An 18,196-nucleotide genomic window follows, 5' to 3' on the forward strand; every position below is an offset into this window, starting at 1 on the left:
CGGCGACGGTGTAGCCGTCCGCGCCCAGGTCGCCGGCGCCCGCGGTCGGGTTGCCTATGCCGATCCCCAACGCGATCGAAGTGAAGGTGCCGTTGAGTTGCGCGGTGCCGCAGCCCGAGGTGGAGGCCGGGTCGGCGCAGGCGACTGCCGGCGCGGTGGACGAAGGACGCAAGCGGGTGTTGGTCAGCGTGGTGCTCAGGGTGCCGCTGATCACGCTCCACGTCGAACCGGCCGGCGTAGTGAAGAAGGTCGAAGTGAAACCGGCGCCGGCGCCGGTGCCGCCGAGGCGGGCGAAGTGGAAGCGTGGATTGACCACCGGCCGGCTGAACGCGAACGTCAGGGTGCCGCGAGTCACCTGCCCTCCGGCCGCCACGATCGTCGTGGTACCCGGAGTCAGGAAATTGAAGGTCTCCGAAAGCAGATCGATGCGCGGATCGTAAGCGCCCGGCGGATTGCCGCCGAAGCTCAGACCGCCCGCGGTGACCGAAGTGGAGGTCGTGCCCGGCACGCCGCCGCTGGACGTCGCGGTCAGGGTCAAGCCCGAAATGAAGGTGGTTTGGGTGCCTGTCGCTGCATCGACGTCGGGGTTCTGTTCCGACGCCCGCGCCGATCCGGTTGCGGCCAGGCCGACGATGACGGCCGCCGCCGCGGATCGAAGGCAAGCAACTGAGGAGCCATTGGAACGCCGGTCACCGCGAGCCGTGCCGCTCAAACTCACACCGCGCAAGCGCAATTCGCTTCTCATCGCATCCCCCTTCCCCTGTCGCCCGACCGCTGCGCGCCTCATAAAGCACAACATTTTGAGACTTTATCCACAGTTCCAGCGAACTTAGATCGGCTTTGGGCCTATGTCAAAGCGCAACCCTCAGCTGCGAAGCAATTTCGTATTTGCCGCGATCCAAGGCCTGAACAAGCTGAATCCAGGCAGCCCGGCAGCCGTTCGCAGCCGCACGAGCGGCTGCAATGCGAGGACCGCCCGACTAGCGGCCTGATGTCCCGGCGGGCTTTCGATCAAACCTCCAGGCTCATCCCTGGTCGCGCCAGTTGCACTTCCACCCCGAAGCGCTGGCCGATCTCGCCGGCCAGCGCTTCGCGCGCCTTGTCTTCGCCGTGGACCAGGGCCAACTGCGGGCGGCCGCCGATCTGGCCGTACCACTCGATCAGGCCCTTCTGGTCGGTATGCGCCGACAGCCCGCCGATGGTGTGGCGCTGGGCGTTGGCGCGGACGTCCTTGCCGTGGATGCGCACCCACTGCGCGCCGTCGACCAGGCGCCGGCCGATCGTGCCTTCGGCCTGGTAACCGACGAACACGACATGGGTCTGCGGCTTGCCGAGGTTGTGCCTGAGGTGATGCAGGATGCGGCCGGCGTTGGCCATGCCGGACCCGGCGATGACGATGGCGCCGCGCTCGATGCGGTTGATCGCCATCGACTCCTCGGCGCTCGCCGTCAGGCGCAGGTTCGGCAACTCGAACGGGTTCGGCGCCGCCTTCCACACCCGCACGGCGTCTTCGTCGAACAGGTCGGCGTGGCGGTCGTAGACCGCGACCACCTTGGCCGCCATCGGGCTGTCGAGAAATATCTGCCAGCGCGACAGGTTCCACTCGTCCCAGTACTTGGCGAACCAGTACAGCAGTTCCTGGCTGCGGCCGACCGCGAACGCCGGGATCAGGACATTGCCGCCGTCGTTCCAGGCCCGTTCGAGGATGCGCCCGAGTTCGAGGATGGTTTCGGCGCGGTCCTTGTGCAGGCGGTCGCCGTAGGTCGATTCCATCAGCACCAGGTCGGCCCGCGCGATCGGCGCGGGGTCGCGCAGGATCGGCGTGCCCTTCGGCCCGATGTCGCCGGAGAACACCAGGGTCCTGCCCTCGGCGCGCAATTCGACCGCGGACGAACCGAGGATGTGGCCGGCCTCGCGGAACTCGATCTCGACGCCCGGCAGGATGCTGCGGGGGCTGTCGTAGGGCATCGGCTCGACCCGCTGCATGGTCGCCTCGACGTCTTCGCGCGTGTACAGCGGCACGGCTTCGGGCTGGCCTTGCGCGCGCCGGCGGTTGCCGCGCCCGGTTTCGCTCTCGGCGATCGACGCCGAGTCCAGCAGCATGATGCGCATCAGCTCGGCGGTCGCGGCCTGGGCATAGATCGGCCCGCGGAAACCGCGCCGCAGCAGCAGGGGCACGCGGCCGATGTGGTCGATGTGGGCGTGGCTGATCACCAGCGCGTCCAGCGCGGCGGCATCGAATGCGAAGGGATCGAAGTTGCGCCGCTCGGCTTCGGGACTGCCCTGGATCATGCCGCAGTCGAGCAGGATGCGATGCCCGCCGGCCTCGACCTCGTGCAGGGAACCGGTGACCTCGCCGGCCGCGCCGTGGAAATGGACTCGCATGCAATGAACTCCGCCGGTCTGGATCGACAAAGCCGCACGCTAGCACGCGGCCCGGCGCCGCTTCGCGATGCGCCCGGGCCGAACCGCGGCGCGGCAGCGAGGGCCGCGCGGGCAACGCGTCCGGCGCGAAGCGCGCGAACCGCTGGACTCGGCGCAGCGGCCGCGCAAACCGGGCAAAACTGAACGGATTCGCGCTACCCCACATGACCTTCGACACCCTTCCCGGCCCGGGAACGGGACTATCGTCCGCCCGTGATCCGGGAAAGACCGAGCCGAGCGGCTCCGAAATCCGCCACACTCCCGATTCGTATCTCGCCAACGCCTCTCCGGCTGGAGCCCGCTGTGACCTTCAAAAAACCGCAAGTCCTGCTGTTGTCCCTCGCCATCGCCACGGCCGTGGCCGCCTGCGCCAAGCAGGAAGCCCCGGCCCCGGCCGCTCCGGCCGCCGCCGACAAGCCCGCCGAAACCAGCGCGCTGAAGCTCGACGAGAGCAAGCTGCCGCCGGTCAACCGTTTCGTCGTCGCCGACCTGGACACCACCAAGGACGCCTGCACCGACTTCGGCGGATACGTCAACGGCAAGTGGCTCGCCGCCAACGCCATCCCGGGCGACCGCACCTCGTGGGGCGCGTTCGAGATGCTCGACGAGCGCTCCACCGCGGTGCAGCGCCAGATCGCCGAACAGGCGGCGGCGGACGCCAAGGCCACCGGCGTGGAGAAGATCGTCGGCGACCTGTGGTCGACCGGCATGGACGCGGCCAAGATCAACGCCCAGGGCCTGGAACCGCTGAAGGCCGACCTGGCCAAGATCGACGCGCTCGACAGCGCCGAGCAGATCGCCGAGTACCTGCGCGCTTCCGCCGCCACCGGCGACAACCCGCTGTTCGGCTTCGGCGCGGAAGCCGACTTCAAGGATTCGGCCAACAACATCGCCTACGCCTCGCAGGGCGGCCTGGGCCTGCCGGACACGCCGTACTACTCCGACGCCAAGCACAAGGACAAGCTCGCCGCGTACGAGGCCCACATCGCCAAGGTGCTCGAACTCGGCGGCACCCCGGCGGCCGACGCCGCCAAGCAGGCCAAGGACGTGGTCGCGTTCGAGACCCGCCTGGCCAAGGTCTCGAAGTCGCGCGAACAGCTCTCGCGCGACGTCTCGCTGTACTACAACCCGGTCAGCCCGGCCGACGCCGACAAGCTGACGCCGAACTTCTCCTGGACCAAGTTCTTCGAGTCGCAGGGCGTGGCCCTGCCGAAGATGTTCTCGCTCGCGGTGCCGGCCTTCCACCAGGAAGTCAGCAAGATGATCGGCGAAGTCCCGGCCGACCAGTGGAAGGCCTACCTGCGCTTCCACGCCATCGACAGCGCCTCGCCCTACCTGTCGGACGCCTTCGTCGAAGAGAACTTCAACTTCTACAGCAAGACCCTGCGCGGCCAGAAGGAACTCAAGGAGCGCGGCAAGCGCGTCCTCGACACCATCGAAGGCCAGGCCGGCGAAGCGCTGGGCCAGTTGTACGTCAAGGTCGCCTTCACTCCCGAATCCAAGGAGCGCATGCAGACCCTGGTCAAGAACCTCAGCGAAGCGCTCAAGGTCCGCATCGAGAACCTGGCCTGGATGAGCGCCGACACCAAGAAGAAGGCGATCGAGAAGTGGGCCAGCTTCACGCCCAAGATCGGCTACCCGGACAAGTGGCGCGACTGGAGCGGCCTGTCGACCAGCCGCGACAGCTACTACGCCAACGTCAAGGCGGCCAACGAGTTCAACTACAAGTGGAACCTGAGCAAGATCGGCAAGCCGGTCGACAAGACCGAATGGGGCATGCCGCCGCAGATGGTCAACGCCTACTACAACCCGCTGCAGAACGAGATCGTGTTCCCGGCCGCGATCCTGCAGCCGCCGTTCTTCGACCCCAAGGCCGACGACGCCACCAACTACGGCGGCATCGGCGCGGTGATCGGCCACGAGATGACCCACGGCTACGACGACCAGGGTTCGCGCTTCGGGCCGACCGGCAACATGGAAGTGTGGTGGGCGCCGAGCGACGCCAAGGCGTTCTCGGGCCTGACCGACAAGCTGATCGAGCAGTTCAACGCTTATGAAGCCGCGCCGGGCCAGCACGTCAACGGCAAGCACACCCTCGGCGAGAACATCGCCGACCTCGGCGGCCTGGCCACCGCCTACGACGCGATGAAGAAGGCCGCCGGCGACACCCCGGACCCGAAGACCGACGGTTTCACCCGCGACCAGCGATTCTTCCTCAACTGGGCGACGGTGTGGCGCCGCAACTTCACCGCCGAAGAGATGAAGGTGCGTCTGCAGACCGACGAGCACGCCCTGGCCAACTTCCGCGCGATCGGCGCGCCGTCGAACCTGCCGGCCTTCGCCGCCGCGTTCTCGTGCAAGCCGGGCCAGCCGATGGTCCGCGAGGGCGACAAGCAGGTGGTGATCTGGTGATCGTCCGCGGCGCGGCCCGAGGGTCGCGCCGCAGCCAAAGTGTGGAACGAAAGGCCCGGGATTCCCGGGCCTTTCTCTTTGCTGCCCTCGACCTGGCTGCGCTCACCCGGCCTGCGGCGAGCTTCTGGCGTGAACGGAGGAAGCAACAGCAACCCATGAGGACCGCACCCCTCGGCTCGGACTGAGCCTGCCGTCTCTTCCGTCCCGACCCCAACCGCCAAACCCGTTCATCGCCGTCACCGGGGCTGTTGTTAAACTCCCGCATCCCCAGGATGGAATACGCGATGTCGACACTACGCCCGCTTGCCTGCGCCCTCGCCCTCAGCCTGATTGCCGGCCTGGCCTCGCCGACCGCCGATGCCGCCAAGAAGAAAGCCGCCAAACCCAAGGCGCCCGCCGCCGCCTCGGCCTGCAGCGACTTCTACGCCAGCGCCAACGCCGACTGGCTGCGCAACAACCCCTTGTCCGGCGCCGGCTCGGTGTCCGCGCTCGAAACCCTCGCCGCCAATGCGCGCAAGCAGCAGCTGGAACTGCTCAACAGCGCGATGACCGCGCCGCAGGGCAACGTGCAGAAGCTGCTCGGCGACTTCTGGGCCAGCGGCCTGGACGAGACCGCGGTCGAGCGCGACGGCTCGCAGCCGATCGCCCCGTTGCTGGGCCGCATCGACGCGATCAAGAAGAGCAAGGAGATCCCGGCCTCGATCGCCGCGCTGCACCAGGTCGGCATCCCGGTCGCCTTCAACTTCGGCGCCGACATCGACCTGCAGGACCTGGAGCGCCACATCGGCTACTTCAGCCAGGGCGGCCTGGGCTTGCCCGACCCGGCCTATTACACCCGCAGCGACGCCGATACCCGCCAGCTGCTCGGCCACTACAACAACTACGTGCAGAAGATCCTGACCCTGACCGGCACGCCGAAGGACAAGCTGGCGGCCGAGTCGCTGTTCGTGATCGACCTGGAGACCCGCATCGCCCGCGCCTCCAAACCGCTGCCGGACCTGCGCGACCCGCGCGCGAACTACGCCCCGGTCGGGGTCGCGACCCTGGCCAAGCAGTACAAGAACCTGCAGCTGGGCGCCTTCCTCAAGGCCCAGGGCGTCACCGACGACAGCGTCTCGCTCGCCAACCCGCAGTTGTTCGCCGAACTCGACAAGCTGCTCGGCAGCCTCAAGCCCGAGCAGTGGAAGACCTACCTGCGCTGGCGCGTCGGCGATTCGATGGCGCCGTACCTGGCCAAGCCGTTCCGCGACGCCGAGTTCGAGTTCCGCGGCCGCGTGCTGCGCGGCCAGGCCGCGCCGGCGCCCCGCCAGCAGGCGGTGCTCGACGCGATCACCCTCGCCGCCGGCCCGATGGTCGGCCACGAATACGCCGCGCGTTACCTGCCGGCCGCCACCGATGCGCGCGCCGAACAGATCGCCGCTCAGCTGCGCGACGCGGTGGGCAAGGCGATCGACGCCGATACCCGCTTCAGCGAGGCGGTCAAGCAAGAGGCCCGCGCCAAGCTCGGCAAGCTCAAGATCGAAGTCGGCACGCCCAAGCGCGATCTCGACTACACCGTGCAGCCGATGGGCCGCGGCAGCTTCGGCAGCAACATGCTGATCGCCTCGACCTGGCGCCACCGCGAGGAAATGAAGCGGATCGGCCGCGGCAACGCCGACCGCCGCTGGGACGTGCTGCCGCAGGAGCCGTCGCTCGCCTACGACATCGCCCAGAACCGCCTGATCGTGACCGCGGCGATGCTGCAGCCGCCGGTGCTCGACCTGAGCAAGCCCGAGGCCGCGCAGTACGGCTCTTACGGCGCCCTGGTCGGCGCGGAGCTGACCCACGGCTTCGACAGCCGCGGCCGCTACGTCAACGCCAAACAGGAAGTACGCGACTGGTGGACCCCGACCGAAGTCTCGGCCTGGGACTCGCTCGCCGGCCGCGTCGCCGCGCAGTACAGCGCCGAATCCTACCCGGGCCTGAGCGGGGTCAAGGTCAACGGCAACCAGGTCCGCGAAGTCGCCATCGCCGACCAGGCCGGCGTCGAACTGGCGTGGTCGGCTTACCGCGCCGCCGCGCCGGCGGCGACCAAGGAGGCCAACCAGGCCTTCTTCCGCGCCTGGGCAGGGCTGTGGGCGCAGCAACTGAGTCCGGAAGTCGCCGCGCAACGTTCCGCCGCCGGCATCCACGCCCCGGGCCAGTGGCGCACCAACGTGCCGCTGTCGAACCTGACCGCGTTCGGCGAGACCTTCGGCTGCAAGGCCGGCACCGCGATGCAACGCAAGCCCGACCAGCAGATCAAGGTGTTTCCCTGATCTGCCCGGGTTGAACTCGGGTCGATCGGTGCGAGCGACCGCAACGGCGCATCAGCACCTGCAGTGAAGAAAAGCCCGGCGCAAGCCGGGCTTTTCGTTGCGGACCGTCGCAGGGCTCACAACAAGGACAACGCCTGCGCCTGCGTGCGTCGGGTGTCGATGTCCAACACCCGGCCCTGGTCGTCGTACAGCAGCAGGCGGCCGTCCTGCTCGCGCACCGACACCGCCGCGCCGTAGGGCCAATCGATCGCCGCCAGCGAGGCGGCGTCGTTGAAGCGGACCAGGTGGAAGCGCATCGCCTCCTCGCCGTACAGGCCGACCAGAAAACCGTTGGCGAGCGACTTGATGCTGCAGTCGCGCAGCTTGCCCAGCCCGTGCGCCGGCAAGCGGACGCTGCGCCGGTAGCTCGCCCACGAATACGCCAGCGCGATGCCGTCCTCGTCGGCCGAAACGTCCAGCAATTGCGCGCCGGTGATCGGGTGCAGTCGCAGGCGTTGCTCGAGGCTCTCGGGCACCGCGTCGCGCGAGCGCAACGCGCGCCGCGGCAACCGGTAATGCCAACAACTCGCGCCGCGCGCGTCCTGGATCAGGAACAACTCGTCGGCGGCGAAATACTCGGCCGCGATCACCCGGGTATTCGGCTCGCTGACGCTCCACAACACGTCCAGCGACGGCCGCGCCGCGTCGACCACCAGCAGGCGGTCGTTCGACACCAGCGACCAGGCGATGCCGTCGTAGCGATCGGCGGCGAACTGGATCGGCATCACCCCCAGGTCGGCGATCTCGTGATGGGCCAGGTCGAGGCGGGCGATGCGCGACACCGCCTCGCGCGGCGCGATCGCCAGCGCGACCTGCAGGCTGTCGGCGATCGCCAGCTTGTAGGCCGGCACCGCGTAACGGCGGATGCTGCGGCCGTGACGGTCGATCACCGCGACGCCGGCCTCGCCGAGCGCGGCGAGATAACGGCCCTCGCCGAGCGCGGCGATGTCGTGCGCGTGGTGGAGCCCGGCCGCAGGCGCCTGCCAGCGCTGCTCGTCCTGGCTCTCCCAGAACTTGCGCCCGGCCATCGCGGGCACGTCCCACGCGGGCAGATCGGCGCGCAGCCAAGGGTCGCCGGACAACTTCAGCAACCTCTCCAGTTGCTGGCGGTCGAGCGCGTTCGCGCAGGCGGCCCGGTCGGCGGCGAGCGCCGGCAACACCCGGGTGGCCAACAGGCGCACCGCCGTGCCCTTGTCCCTGCGCTTGTCCTGGCCGGCGAGCAAGGCCTCCGCCAGGGCCGCGCGCGGCAACGGCGGCGAGGCCGGGTCGGCCAAGATCGCGATGCGTTCGGCGTAGTGCTCGATGGTGTCGGGCAGCAGGCTGGCGCGCTGCACCAGCGCGCGCGCCGACAGTTCGTCGCCGGCCGCTTCGGCCGCGAGCAGCCAGCGCCCGGCCTGTTCGCGCAACGCCGGCTCGGGCCAGACCGCGTCGACCGCGGCCAGCCACTGCCCCCGCTCGACCAAGGACTGGCCCCATTCGCGGCGCAGCCTGCCGGCATGCTCGGGATGGTCTTTTTCCATCATCGCGATCGCCGCGGCGAAGGCATTGTCGCGGCGCGCGACCAGGATCGCGCGCTCGCTGTCGCCGGCCAGCATCAGCAGGCGGATGATGGTTTCCGCCGGCATGTCCCAGCCCAGCGCGAGTTCGGCCGCCTGCGCGTGGCGCTGGTGGCGGACCAGATAATCCAGCGCTTCCTGGCGCGCGTTGAGCAGTTCGGCGAGCACGAACACCGCCTCGTCGATCCGGCCCTGGCGGTCGAGTTTGTCGAAAGCCTGGCGATAGAGTTTGCGCAGGTGCTCGCGCTCGTAGTCGCCGAGACCGATGTCCGCGGCGGCCTGGCGCTCGCCGCCGAGACTGAGGTCGCCGCGCCGGCCCGGCGTGCCGAAGGCCTGGCCCAGCGAATCGCCGCGGCCGTCGATCGGCAAGGCATTGCGCAGCGCCTCGCCGAGATCGCCTTTTTCGAACTGCGCCATCATCCGGCGCAGATAGGCGCCCTGGCGCATGCCGATCAGTTTCGAGGCGCGGCTCGCCATCGCGAAACGCACCAGGGCCTGCCGCCACGCCTGCGGCGCGCGCGGCGCGGCGCGTGCGCGCAACGCGCCGGCGCCGCCGTCGCGCATCTGCGCGCCGTTGCGCGCCGGCGCCGGCTCGCCGGACAAGCCCGGGAAACGCCGCAGCAGCCAATCGGCCATGCCGTCGCGTCTGCCGGCGATGCGTTCGCGCAGGCTCGGCGCCCCCTCGCCGCCGGCACCGACGCCGATACCGCCGCGCGCACGGCGCAGGAACTCGGCCTGCTCCTTGCTCGGCGGCGGAATGCGGTCGCTCAGCACCTCGCGCACACGCTTGCCGGCGAGCCGGTCGTGGCGCGGCGCGCGCAAGCTGAGGCGGCCGTCGTAAGTGTCGTGCAAGGCGTAGTCGTCGATGTCGATGACCAGCGAAGGGTCCAGCGCCTGGGCCTGGGCGAAATACAACGGCTGCAGGCGCCCGCCGACCACCAGTTGCACATCGGCCGGCGTCAGCGCGGCGAGTTCGTCGGCGGTCAACGGCCCCGCGTACAGGCCGTGCGCACCGATACGGCACAACGGCACGCCGGGTGCGTCGCTGCACTGCATCGGCCGCGCCTGCTCGAAGCAGAGCACGTCGCCGTCGTCGAAGCGCCAGGCGCGGCAGCCCATCGCCCATGCGCGCAGAATGCGTTCGGCGCGCTGTTCCGGCGCCAGCCAGTCGGCGCCGAACCACAGCCCCGCCACCGGCTGCCAGCCGCGCCAGACCGGGTAGCGGACCGTCGCATCGGTCTGCGCCTCCGTGTTGCCATTCGTTTCAGCCATCGTCTCCCCCTGTGTAGACGAGCATCTTTCGCGCGCCGTCGCGCAGCACCACCAAACGGCCTTGCAGGTCGACCAAGGCGATCAGGTCGGCGTCGACGGCGACGCTGACCGTACTGATCGGACTCGGCGACTCGTACAGCACCGAACGCCCCTGCGCGCCAATGCGCACCAGCGCCTTGCGGTCCGGGCGCAGCGCGATCAAACCGATGTCGCCGCCGTCGGGCTGGCCCAGCCCGACCACTTTCCAGTCGGCCTGCAGGACGATTTCGTACTCGCTCGGCGGGCGCTCGGCGAGGCGCACGAATACCCGCCAGATGCTGGAGCGTTCGCCGCCGTGCCCGCCGACGATCTGTTCGACGCAGAAACCGCCCGGCCAGCCCATTCCGCACTGAGTCCCGCACAGGAACGCAGCGTTGGCTTGCCCCTGAAATGCGACCCGATCCAAAACCTGATCGAGAGATACCGAATGCAGATGCAGATGGCCGTCGCCGTGACGCAGATAAAACATCCGCTCGGCGTCGCTGCTCGCGATTGCGAGCACCTGATCGGCCACGACCTCGTATGCGATGTCGTCGTGCCTGTGCCGCACCCACGACAGCAACTTGCGCTGGCTGGAGAGCAGCCACAAACACCGATAGCCGTTGCCGGGGTTGAACCACACACAGGGCAGCAGACGCGCCTTGCCGGTGGTGACATCGAGATCGCCCGGCGGCGGCAGCGGCAGCCGGCCCATGCCATCGAACTGCCAGCCTTCCAGCCACTGCGTCTGTGGAATCACGCCGGCGAAATGGCGCCCGGTCAGGGTCGCGCCGAGCAGCGACTTGCCCTTGCCCCAGCGCGTGGTCTTCGGCGCCGGCAAGCGCGTCGCCTCGGTCGACGGCAAACGATAGACGTTCGCGGCGCTCTCGCCGGCGAGCGGCACGGCGAGATAGCGGCCGCCGCAGGAGATCAACGGCGGCTGCTTCAGCGACAACTTGCCGCCGCCGTGCGAGCCGGTCTGCACTCCGCTCGGGCGCACGACCGCGACGCGCTCGAACTCGCCGCGCAGCAAGGCGCTGGAACGCTCCGGCGCGGGCAGATTCAAGCGCAGTTCGCGCCGCGCCTGGCGCGAGGCGATGGTCACCGCGAGCTGCTGTTCGGCCGCGCGCGAAACATCGACGCGGTGACCCAGCCCATAGCCGGCCGCATGCGCGCCGATCGACCAGCGTTCGCCCGGGCTCGGGTCGGCTTCGTCGAGCGCACGCCGCCACTCGCGTTCGTGATGGTCGCGCGCGGCCTGTAGGTTGCCCTCGCTGTCGGAAGCGGCGCCGCCCGGCGCCAGGCTGCGCGCCTGCAGCAATTGCTTGAGACGTTCCGGCGCGTCGGCCGGATGCAGCACCCCGGGCGCGCCGAGCACGCCCCAGGCGAAACGGGCCTTGGCCGCGCGCGCGCGCGCGGCCAGCAGGATCCACATCGCCACATGCACCAGGCGCGGCGCGCCGAGTTGGCCCGGGCCGGTGTCGAACACCGCAACGGTCAGCGCGTCGGCTTCGCGCGCGACCAGTTTCGGCGACAGGAACAGATGCTCGCCGCCGGCGGCGCGGCGGTCGAATTCTTCCGGCACTTCGTCGGCCAGCGCCCACTCGCTCAGCAACAGGCGTTCGTAATGGCCGCGCCGGCGCAGATCGTCGATGCCCTCGGGCTCGGCCACGCCGCGCAGGGCGCGCATGCGGAACGCACCGAGCATCGGATGCAGGCGCAGCAGCAGATCGCCGAGCAGGTCGACGATGTCGGGGTCGAACCAGTCCAGCCATGGCCGCCAGGGTGCGAGCGCCTCGGGTACCCGCATCGGCTCAGCTCCGCCAATGCGCGCGTATCTGCGCGATCAGTTCGTCGCTGGCCGGCAGCGCGCGGTGCAGCGGCACGAGCTGCATCGGCTCGGGCCACAGCAACAACGGCGATTGCCGATGCCGGCGCGCGATCGCGCGCAGCAACAGGTCCAGCGGCAGGTCCGGGCGCTGGGTGGTCGGCAACCACAGCGCCGGCGCGTCCTGGCACGGCGCGATATAGGCCACGCCGTCGCTCCACGGCAGCGCATCGCCGGCGCCGGTGACGATGACCGCATCGGCGTTCGCGGTCAGCATCAGCGCCTCGCGCCGGCCCGCGTCGATCCGCGCCAGCGCGTCGAGCAAGCCCTGCGCCGCCGCGCCGATCCCGATCGCGCCTTGCGGCGCGGGCGGGTCGGCCTCTGCCCGCCAGCGCCACTTCATGTCGGCGCGGCGACCCGCTCGACCAGCCGCGCGCGTTCGGCGGCGAGCTCGGCCGGAATCGACTGCGGGTCGAAGTTGGCGTCGATCTCGCGCAGCAGGGCTTCCGCTATCGTCGCCGCTCCGGGTGCGTCTGCGGCGCCCTGCAGGCAGCTGCGCGCGGCTTCGATCAGGCGTGCGGCGCGCGACACCGGCTGCAGCACCGCGTGTTCGACCGCGGCGCGCAGGGTCGGGTTGGCCGCCGCCGACAGCGAGTCGCGCAACGCGTCCTGAGCCGCGGCCTGGGCCTCGCGGGTCGGCATCACGTAGAACAGCGGCCACAGGTCGGCGGCGGTCGCGGTATCGCGGCCGGCGAGCACGGTGGCCGCGGCAATCAGGCGCTGAACCTTGACGATGCGCCGGTCCGACAGGCTCAGGCCGGCGCTGCGGAGCTTGCGGATCGCGTCGGCCAGCAGGCCGCGCGCCGGGCCCATGCTCACCTGCGGCACGCGCCGGCTCAGCAGGTCGATGTCGGCCAGTTCGGTGCGGTGCTCGACCGCGGCGCGCTCGGACCGCCAGCCGCCTTCGAGCAGGGCTTCGAGTTGATGGTCCGGCACCGGCTCGACGAACAGGTGGAGCAGGAAGCGGTCGGCGAACGCCGCCAGCGACTCGTCGTCGGGCAAAGCGTTCGCCGCGCCGACGCAGACCCGCAGCGGGCAGTCGATCTGAGTGTGGCCGCGACGGAAGCGGCGCTCGTTGAGCACGCCGAGCAAGGTATTGAGGATCGCGGTCGAACCGAGGAAGACCTCGTCGAGGAAAGCGACCTCGGCCTCCGGCAGCATGCCGGTGACGTCGGTCTCGACCACGCCCTCGCGCAGCCGGCGCAGGTCGACCGGGCCGAACAGCTCGGCCGGCTCGGTGAAGCGCCCGAGCAGGTATTCGAAGTACCGCCCGCCGAGCGCGGCGGCGACGCGCCGCACCACCGCGCTCTTGGCGGTGCCGGGCGGGCCGACGATCAGCAGGTGTTCCTGGGCGACCGCGGCCAGCACGATCAGCTCGGCGAGTTGCTCGCGCTCGACCAGGCCGGCGGTGGCGGAATGGACGGCATCGCGGACGCGGGCCGCGGCCTGCTCCGCGGCGGAAGGTTCGGGCGAAAAAGTCATCGACGGACGGCCTGGATCCTTGGCGTCGCCATCGGCGGACGGCGCGCTGGCGGCGCGCGGTCCTGCGGCGGCGGGCTTGCTGACGGGACGTGGCTCGCGGCCCGGAAACGGACCTGCGCCACAGTTCGCACTGTAGGCGCAGCGCTCGTCGAACCGCAACCGGCGCCACGGTACGGTTGAGATCGCGAACCTATACCGCGCGGTTTTTCTTTACGCTATACGCCGCCACGCCCGGCCAGGATGCCGCCATGCCCGATACCTCCCTCGACGATCTGCTCGCCGCGCTCGCCGCCAGCCCGCACAACCCGGCGCTCGGCATGCTGGTCGTCAACGCCTGCCTGAACGAGTCCGACCCGGACGCGCTGATCCGCGCGCTCGAACTCGGCGGCGACGCCCTGCTGGCCGACCCGGCCCAGCGCGACGCCGCGCTGCGCCTGCTGCTGGCCCACCGCCACGACGAACGGGTGCTGCGGATCGCGCCGGAGAACTCGGCGGCGTCGCTGTTCGCGCGCGCCCGGCAACTGCTCGGCGAGGGCCGCCGCGAGGACGCACGCAGCCTGTACCAGCAGGCCATCGCCCTCAACCCGGCGCTTGAGGACGCCGCCCTGGCGACCGAGCTGGCCGGCAAGGTGATCTCGCTGGCCAACGCGCGGCGCATGCAGGCCGGCAGCCTGCAGACCAGCATCGCCAACGACGACACCGATGCCGAAGACGTGTCGCGGCTGTTGCAGCCGCCGGAAGCGCGGATCGGTTTCGCCGACGTCGGCGGCCTGGACGAGGTCAAGCACCAGATCCGCCGCCGCATCATCACCCCCTTCCTCAAGCCCTCGCTGTTCGAGCGCTTCAAGCGCCGCTCCGGCGGCGGCATCCTGCTGTACGGGCCGCCCGGCTGCGGCAAGACCCTGCTCGCCCGCGCCACCGCCGGCGAATGCGGCGCGCGTTTCTACAACGTGGCCATCACCGACGTGTTGGACATGTACATCGGCGAGTCCGAGCGCAAGCTGCATGCGATCTTCGAGACCGCGCGGCGCACCGCCCCGGCGGTGGTGTTCTTCGACGAGATCGAGGCCATCGGCGGCAAGCGGCAGTACTCGCGCGAGGCCACCTCGGCCAAGCTGGTCAGCCAGTTCCTGACCGAACTCGACGGCTTCGCCCAGAACAACCAGGGCGTGCTGATCCTCGGCGCGACCAACGTGCCCTGGGCGGTCGATGCCGCGTTCCGCCGCCCCGGCCGCTTCGACCGGGTGCTGTTCGTGCCGCCGCCGGACGAGCCGGCGCGGCGCGCCATTCTCGAGCTGCTGCTGCGCGAGCGCCCGCTCGGCGAGGACATCGACGGCGCCGAAATCGCGCGCATGAGCTCGGGCTATTCCGGCGCCGACCTGCGCAACCTGGTCGAGACCGCGATCGACGAAGCGATCGAGGCCTCGATCGACCAGGGCCGGGAAATACCGCTGACCATGGGCCACCTGCGCGCGGCCCTGAAGGACACCCGTCCGACCACCCTGGAGTGGCTGACCACAGCGCGCAATCACGCCCGATACGCCAACCAGGGCGGCCAATACGACGAGGTGCTGGAATTCCTCAAGCGCCACGGGGGCGGCTGATGGCGACCTCGGTCTATCGCCTGCCCGACGAGCCCCTGCCGTCCGGCCTGTCGCGCTACGCGGTCGACCCGGTCTGGCCGCTGCTCAGCGTGATGCTGGCCGGCAGCGGTTTCGGCCTGGCCTGGTTCGGCTTCAATTCGCTGGCGCTCGGCAGCCCGACGCGCTGGCGCGAATGGGCCTGCATCGGCCTGAGCGCGATCGGCAGCCCGCTGCTGCTGTTCGCCCTGGCGCTGTGCGAGCAGAAGGGTTGGCTGCAGGGCGCGCAGTTGCGCTACGCCTTTCTGAGCATCCTGCTGCTCAAGCTCGGCATGGCCTATGCGGTGTACCTGATGCAGCAGCGCTGCTTCGAGATCTGGGAGTACTACGGCGGCCAGCCGCGCAACGGCCTGCCCCTGATGATCCTGCTGGCGGTGGTCGGGCGCGGCGCGCTCGCGAGCGCGCAACTGCCCGCCCTGGTCTCGGTGATCCTGCAATGAACGACGCCAGCCACGGTTACTGGTTCCAGATGGCCGAGCGTTACTACGCTCACGGCCAGATCGACGAAGCCATCGATGCGTTGCTGCGCCTGCTCGGCGAAGACCCCGACCAGGCCGGCGCGCACGCCTTTCTCGCCTTGTGCCTGGTCAAGCGCAAGCGCCTGCATGCGGCCGCGCTGGAAGCCGGACGCGCGCTCGAGCTCGAACCCGACTCGCCGTTCGCGCATCTGGCCGCGGCGATCGTCGCCACCGCCGGCCGGCGTTTCCGCGACGCCGAAACCCATCTGCAGTCGGCGCGCGAACTCGAACCGGACTCGGCCTCGATCGCCGATGCCTTCGCCCGCCTCTACAGCGCCTGGGGCCGCGACGCGCAGGCGCTGGTGGAAGCGCGCCGCGCCTGCGAACTCGAACCGGGCGACGTCGACTACCAGGCCCTGCTGGCGTCGCTGGAGCTGCGCCGCGGCGAGCGCCAGAAGGCCGAGGCGCTCGCCCGCGAGGTGCTGGCCGCGCATCCCGAACACGTCGAGGCTCTGTGCGTGCTCGGCCATTGCGAACTCGCCGCCGGCCGCACCGACAGCGCCCGCGACCACGCGGTCTGGGCGCTGCAGATCGACCCGATGGACGCCGAGGCGCTGACCCTGATGGCGGCGGTGAAAGCGCGCCGCAGCTGGCTGCTCGGGCTGTGGTGGCGGTTCCAGAGCTACATCAGCGCCGGTTCGCGCACCCGCGCGGTGGTGCTGCTGCTCAGCATCTTCCTGCTCTACCGCATCGCCCTGATCGCTCTGCCCGAGCATGGGCTGTCGCACTGGGCCGGGCCGCTGTCGTATCTGTGGCTGGCGTTCTGCGCCTATACCTGGATCGCGCCGAGCCTGTTCTGGCGCTCGATCAAGCGCGAGCTGGAACAGGTCAGGCTGCGCCCGGGTTTCTGAGCGCGGCGCGGCCCCGCGCTACTTGACCACCCGCAACTTGGTGGTCCGCCGGCGCTGGCGCAGCGCTTCCGCGCGCGGATCGCGGCGGGGGCCGCCGCTGCCGCCGCCCGGCGGCCGCTTGCGCCAATAGCGGATCGTCAGCCAGCCGACCAGCATGCCGCCGAGATGAGCGAAATGGGCGACGCCGGTGCCCTGGGCGAACACGCCGTAGATCACCGCGGCGACCGCATAGATGATCACCAGGGTGCGCGCCTTGAGCACGATCGGAAACGGCAGCAAGGTCACGCGCCGGTTCGGAAACAGCAGGCCGTAGGCCAGCAACAGGCCGTAGATCGCACCGGACGCGCCGAGGGTCAGATAGAGGTCGCCGTGACGCGCCGCGACCGAGGCGACCAGCAACTGCAGCAGCGCCGAACCGATCAGGCAGGTGAAGTAATAGATCGCGAAGCGCCTGGCGCCCCATTCGTACTCGAGCGAGGCGCCGAACATCACCAGCGCCAGCATGTTGAACACGAGGTGGCCGATGCCGCCGTGCATGAAGCCCGAGGTGAGCAACTGCCACGGCATGAAGTTGCCGTCGGCCGGAACGTGCGCGGGCAGCCACGGCCACAACTCCAGCCACAGCACCCAACCGCGCGTCGCTTCGCCTTGGCTCAACAGCGCTTGCAGGATGAATACGGCGACATTGGCGATCAGCAGTTTCCTGACGACCGGCGGGATACTGGAAAACATCGCGGCTCCTCGAATCGGGCGATATGGTAGCCCTTGCCCCGGCCGCGCACCGTGAGCGCCGCGTGGGCGCGACGCCCGCGCGCAGCCGGCGTTCAGTCGGCCGGGCCCCAGATCTGCGAGTCCAGGGTCGGCGCCGCGCGCTGGCCGCGCACGCGCCCGTTCACCACCTCCACGCCTTCGGCGCGAAGGCGCTGGCATTGCTCGCGGTAGCCGGCGGAACCTTCCGGCAACGCGATCCGCCCGTCCGAACGCAGCACCCGATGCCAGGGCAGCTTGGCGTCGTCGTTCTCGCTGAGCAGGCGCGCGACCAGGCGGGCCCGTCCGGGCAGTCCGGCGCGGCGCGCGACCTCGCCGTAACCGGCGACTTCGCCCTTGGGAATGGCGCGGATCGCGGCCCGGATGCGTTTAGCGGCAGTTTCGCTGTCCATCGCGGTAGCATAGGCCCTGCAACGCGCAGGAGTCGCCCATGCATTTCGAACAGATCCGTACCCATCTGACCCGAGCCGGGTTCCACCTCACCGTCCACGACGAAAACGTGATCTGCATCGAGCTCTCGCTCGAACAGGGCACCCGCCATCAGGCGATCTTCCTGTCCGAACTGGAAGACGACGACGGCCGTCCGTTCGTGCGCGTGAGCACCGCGATCGCGCCGACCACCGGCCTGGACGCGCGCCGCGCGCTGGCCTTCAACTGGGAAAGCCACGTCGGCTACCTGGCGATCGGCAACCTCGACGGCGTGCCCTATCTGCAACTGTGCGAAAACCGCCCCGCCGAAACCCTGGACGCCGCCGAGCTGCAGCGCCTGGTGATGGAGATCGGCGGCGTCGGCGACCGCATGGAACGCGTGCTGTCGGCGGACGGCGATCTGCTGTAAGGCGGTCGGTTAGCGGCCCGCCGCGTTTCGGCGTCTGCGTGGCTTCGGGTCTGCGTCGTCCGCCAGGGGTCCGCAGTCGCGCCATCACGACGGCGACGCCACCCGCATAGCATTCGAAATAAACAAACCCCGCAGCAAAAAAGGCCCGCATCGCTGCGGGCCTTTTGCTATGCGCCGAGAGGCCGCATCGCGC

At 70.0% G+C, this 18,196-nt stretch carries 14 protein-coding genes; 6 read left to right on the forward strand and 8 right to left on the reverse strand.

The window, feature by feature from the left end:
• The coding region (locus tag AC6CH2_RS22080) for a hypothetical protein (protein ID WP_498271094.1) at positions 1-538 on the reverse strand (538 nt) is incomplete at its 3' end.
• Positions 539-1,011: 473 nt separating this feature from the next.
• Positions 1,012-2,385: an MBL fold metallo-hydrolase RNA specificity domain-containing protein gene (locus tag AC6CH2_RS22085; protein ID WP_498271095.1), complete on the reverse strand. Its 1,374-nt coding sequence runs from the start codon at positions 2,383-2,385 to the stop codon at positions 1,012-1,014.
• 342 nt (positions 2,386-2,727) lie between these two features.
• On the opposite strand from AC6CH2_RS22085, the gene AC6CH2_RS22090 reads away from it, so the two are divergent.
• A complete protein-coding gene (locus AC6CH2_RS22090; RefSeq protein WP_498271096.1) occupies positions 2,728-4,836 on the forward strand; it encodes a M13 family metallopeptidase in 2,109 nt (702 codons plus the stop codon).
• 284 nt (positions 4,837-5,120) lie between these two features.
• Positions 5,121-7,133, forward strand: coding sequence for a M13 family metallopeptidase (locus AC6CH2_RS22095; protein ID WP_498271097.1), 2,013 nt, complete (start codon positions 5,121-5,123; stop codon positions 7,131-7,133).
• A 116-nt stretch (positions 7,134-7,249) separates the two neighbouring features.
• Here AC6CH2_RS22095 and AC6CH2_RS22100 read toward each other — a convergent pair whose 3' ends face one another.
• From AC6CH2_RS22100 to AC6CH2_RS22115, 4 genes are read right to left on the reverse strand one after another with little or no spacing between them, the layout of a single operon-like run.
• Positions 7,250-10,000 carry a bpX6 domain-containing protein gene (locus tag AC6CH2_RS22100; protein ID WP_498271098.1) on the reverse strand — a complete coding sequence of 917 codons (2,751 nt, stop codon included), beginning with the start codon at positions 9,998-10,000 and terminating at the stop codon, positions 7,250-7,252.
• Positions 9,993-11,828, reverse strand: a complete 1,836-nt coding sequence (locus tag AC6CH2_RS22105; RefSeq protein ID WP_498271099.1) for a hypothetical protein — start codon at positions 11,826-11,828, stop codon at positions 9,993-9,995. Before AC6CH2_RS22105 ends, AC6CH2_RS22100 begins: the two co-directional genes overlap by 8 nt.
• Positions 11,829-11,832: 4 nt before the next feature.
• Positions 11,833-12,249 carry a bpX5 domain-containing protein gene (locus tag AC6CH2_RS22110; protein WP_498271100.1) on the reverse strand — a complete coding sequence of 139 codons (417 nt, stop codon included), beginning with the start codon at positions 12,247-12,249 and terminating at the stop codon, positions 11,833-11,835.
• Complete coding sequence (locus AC6CH2_RS22115) at positions 12,246-13,388, reverse strand: AAA family ATPase (RefSeq protein WP_498271101.1); 1,143 nt, start codon at positions 13,386-13,388, stop codon at positions 12,246-12,248. The genes AC6CH2_RS22110 and AC6CH2_RS22115 overlap by 4 nt, the downstream gene beginning before the upstream one ends.
• A 248-nt stretch (positions 13,389-13,636) precedes the next feature.
• Between AC6CH2_RS22115 and AC6CH2_RS22120 the strand changes: the two genes are divergently transcribed.
• The 3 genes from AC6CH2_RS22120 to AC6CH2_RS22130 are packed head-to-tail and all read left to right on the forward strand — an operon-like array spanning position 13,637 to position 16,397.
• Positions 13,637-14,992, forward strand: coding sequence for an ATP-binding protein (locus tag AC6CH2_RS22120; protein ID WP_498271102.1), 1,356 nt, complete (start codon positions 13,637-13,639; stop codon positions 14,990-14,992).
• Entirely contained in the window at positions 14,992-15,468 is a 477-nt protein-coding gene (locus AC6CH2_RS22125; protein ID WP_498271103.1) for a hypothetical protein, read from the forward strand. The genes AC6CH2_RS22120 and AC6CH2_RS22125 overlap by 1 nt, the downstream gene beginning before the upstream one ends.
• Complete coding sequence (locus AC6CH2_RS22130; RefSeq protein ID WP_498271104.1) at positions 15,465-16,397, forward strand: tetratricopeptide repeat protein; 933 nt, start codon at positions 15,465-15,467, stop codon at positions 16,395-16,397. The genes AC6CH2_RS22125 and AC6CH2_RS22130 overlap by 4 nt, the downstream gene beginning before the upstream one ends.
• Positions 16,398-16,415: 18 nt before the next feature.
• Here the strand turns inward: AC6CH2_RS22130 and AC6CH2_RS22135 are convergent, their stop codons facing one another.
• Both AC6CH2_RS22135 and AC6CH2_RS22140 read right to left on the reverse strand, forming a co-directional pair.
• Positions 16,416-17,129: a rhomboid family intramembrane serine protease gene (locus tag AC6CH2_RS22135; protein ID WP_498271105.1), complete on the reverse strand. Its 714-nt coding sequence runs from the start codon at positions 17,127-17,129 to the stop codon at positions 16,416-16,418.
• A gap of 92 nt (positions 17,130-17,221) precedes the next feature.
• Positions 17,222-17,557, reverse strand: a complete 336-nt coding sequence (locus AC6CH2_RS22140) for an MGMT family protein (RefSeq protein ID WP_498271106.1) — start codon at positions 17,555-17,557, stop codon at positions 17,222-17,224.
• 38 nt (positions 17,558-17,595) lie between these two features.
• Here AC6CH2_RS22140 and AC6CH2_RS22145 point away from each other — a divergent pair, with 38 nt between their 5' ends.
• On the forward strand, positions 17,596-18,003 hold the full coding sequence (locus AC6CH2_RS22145) for a hypothetical protein (protein ID WP_435396833.1): 408 nt from the start codon (positions 17,596-17,598) through the stop codon (positions 18,001-18,003).
• The last annotated feature ends 193 nt before the right edge of the window (positions 18,004-18,196 follow it).

The sequence above is a fragment of the Lysobacter sp. GQ73 genome (assembly GCF_059758755.1).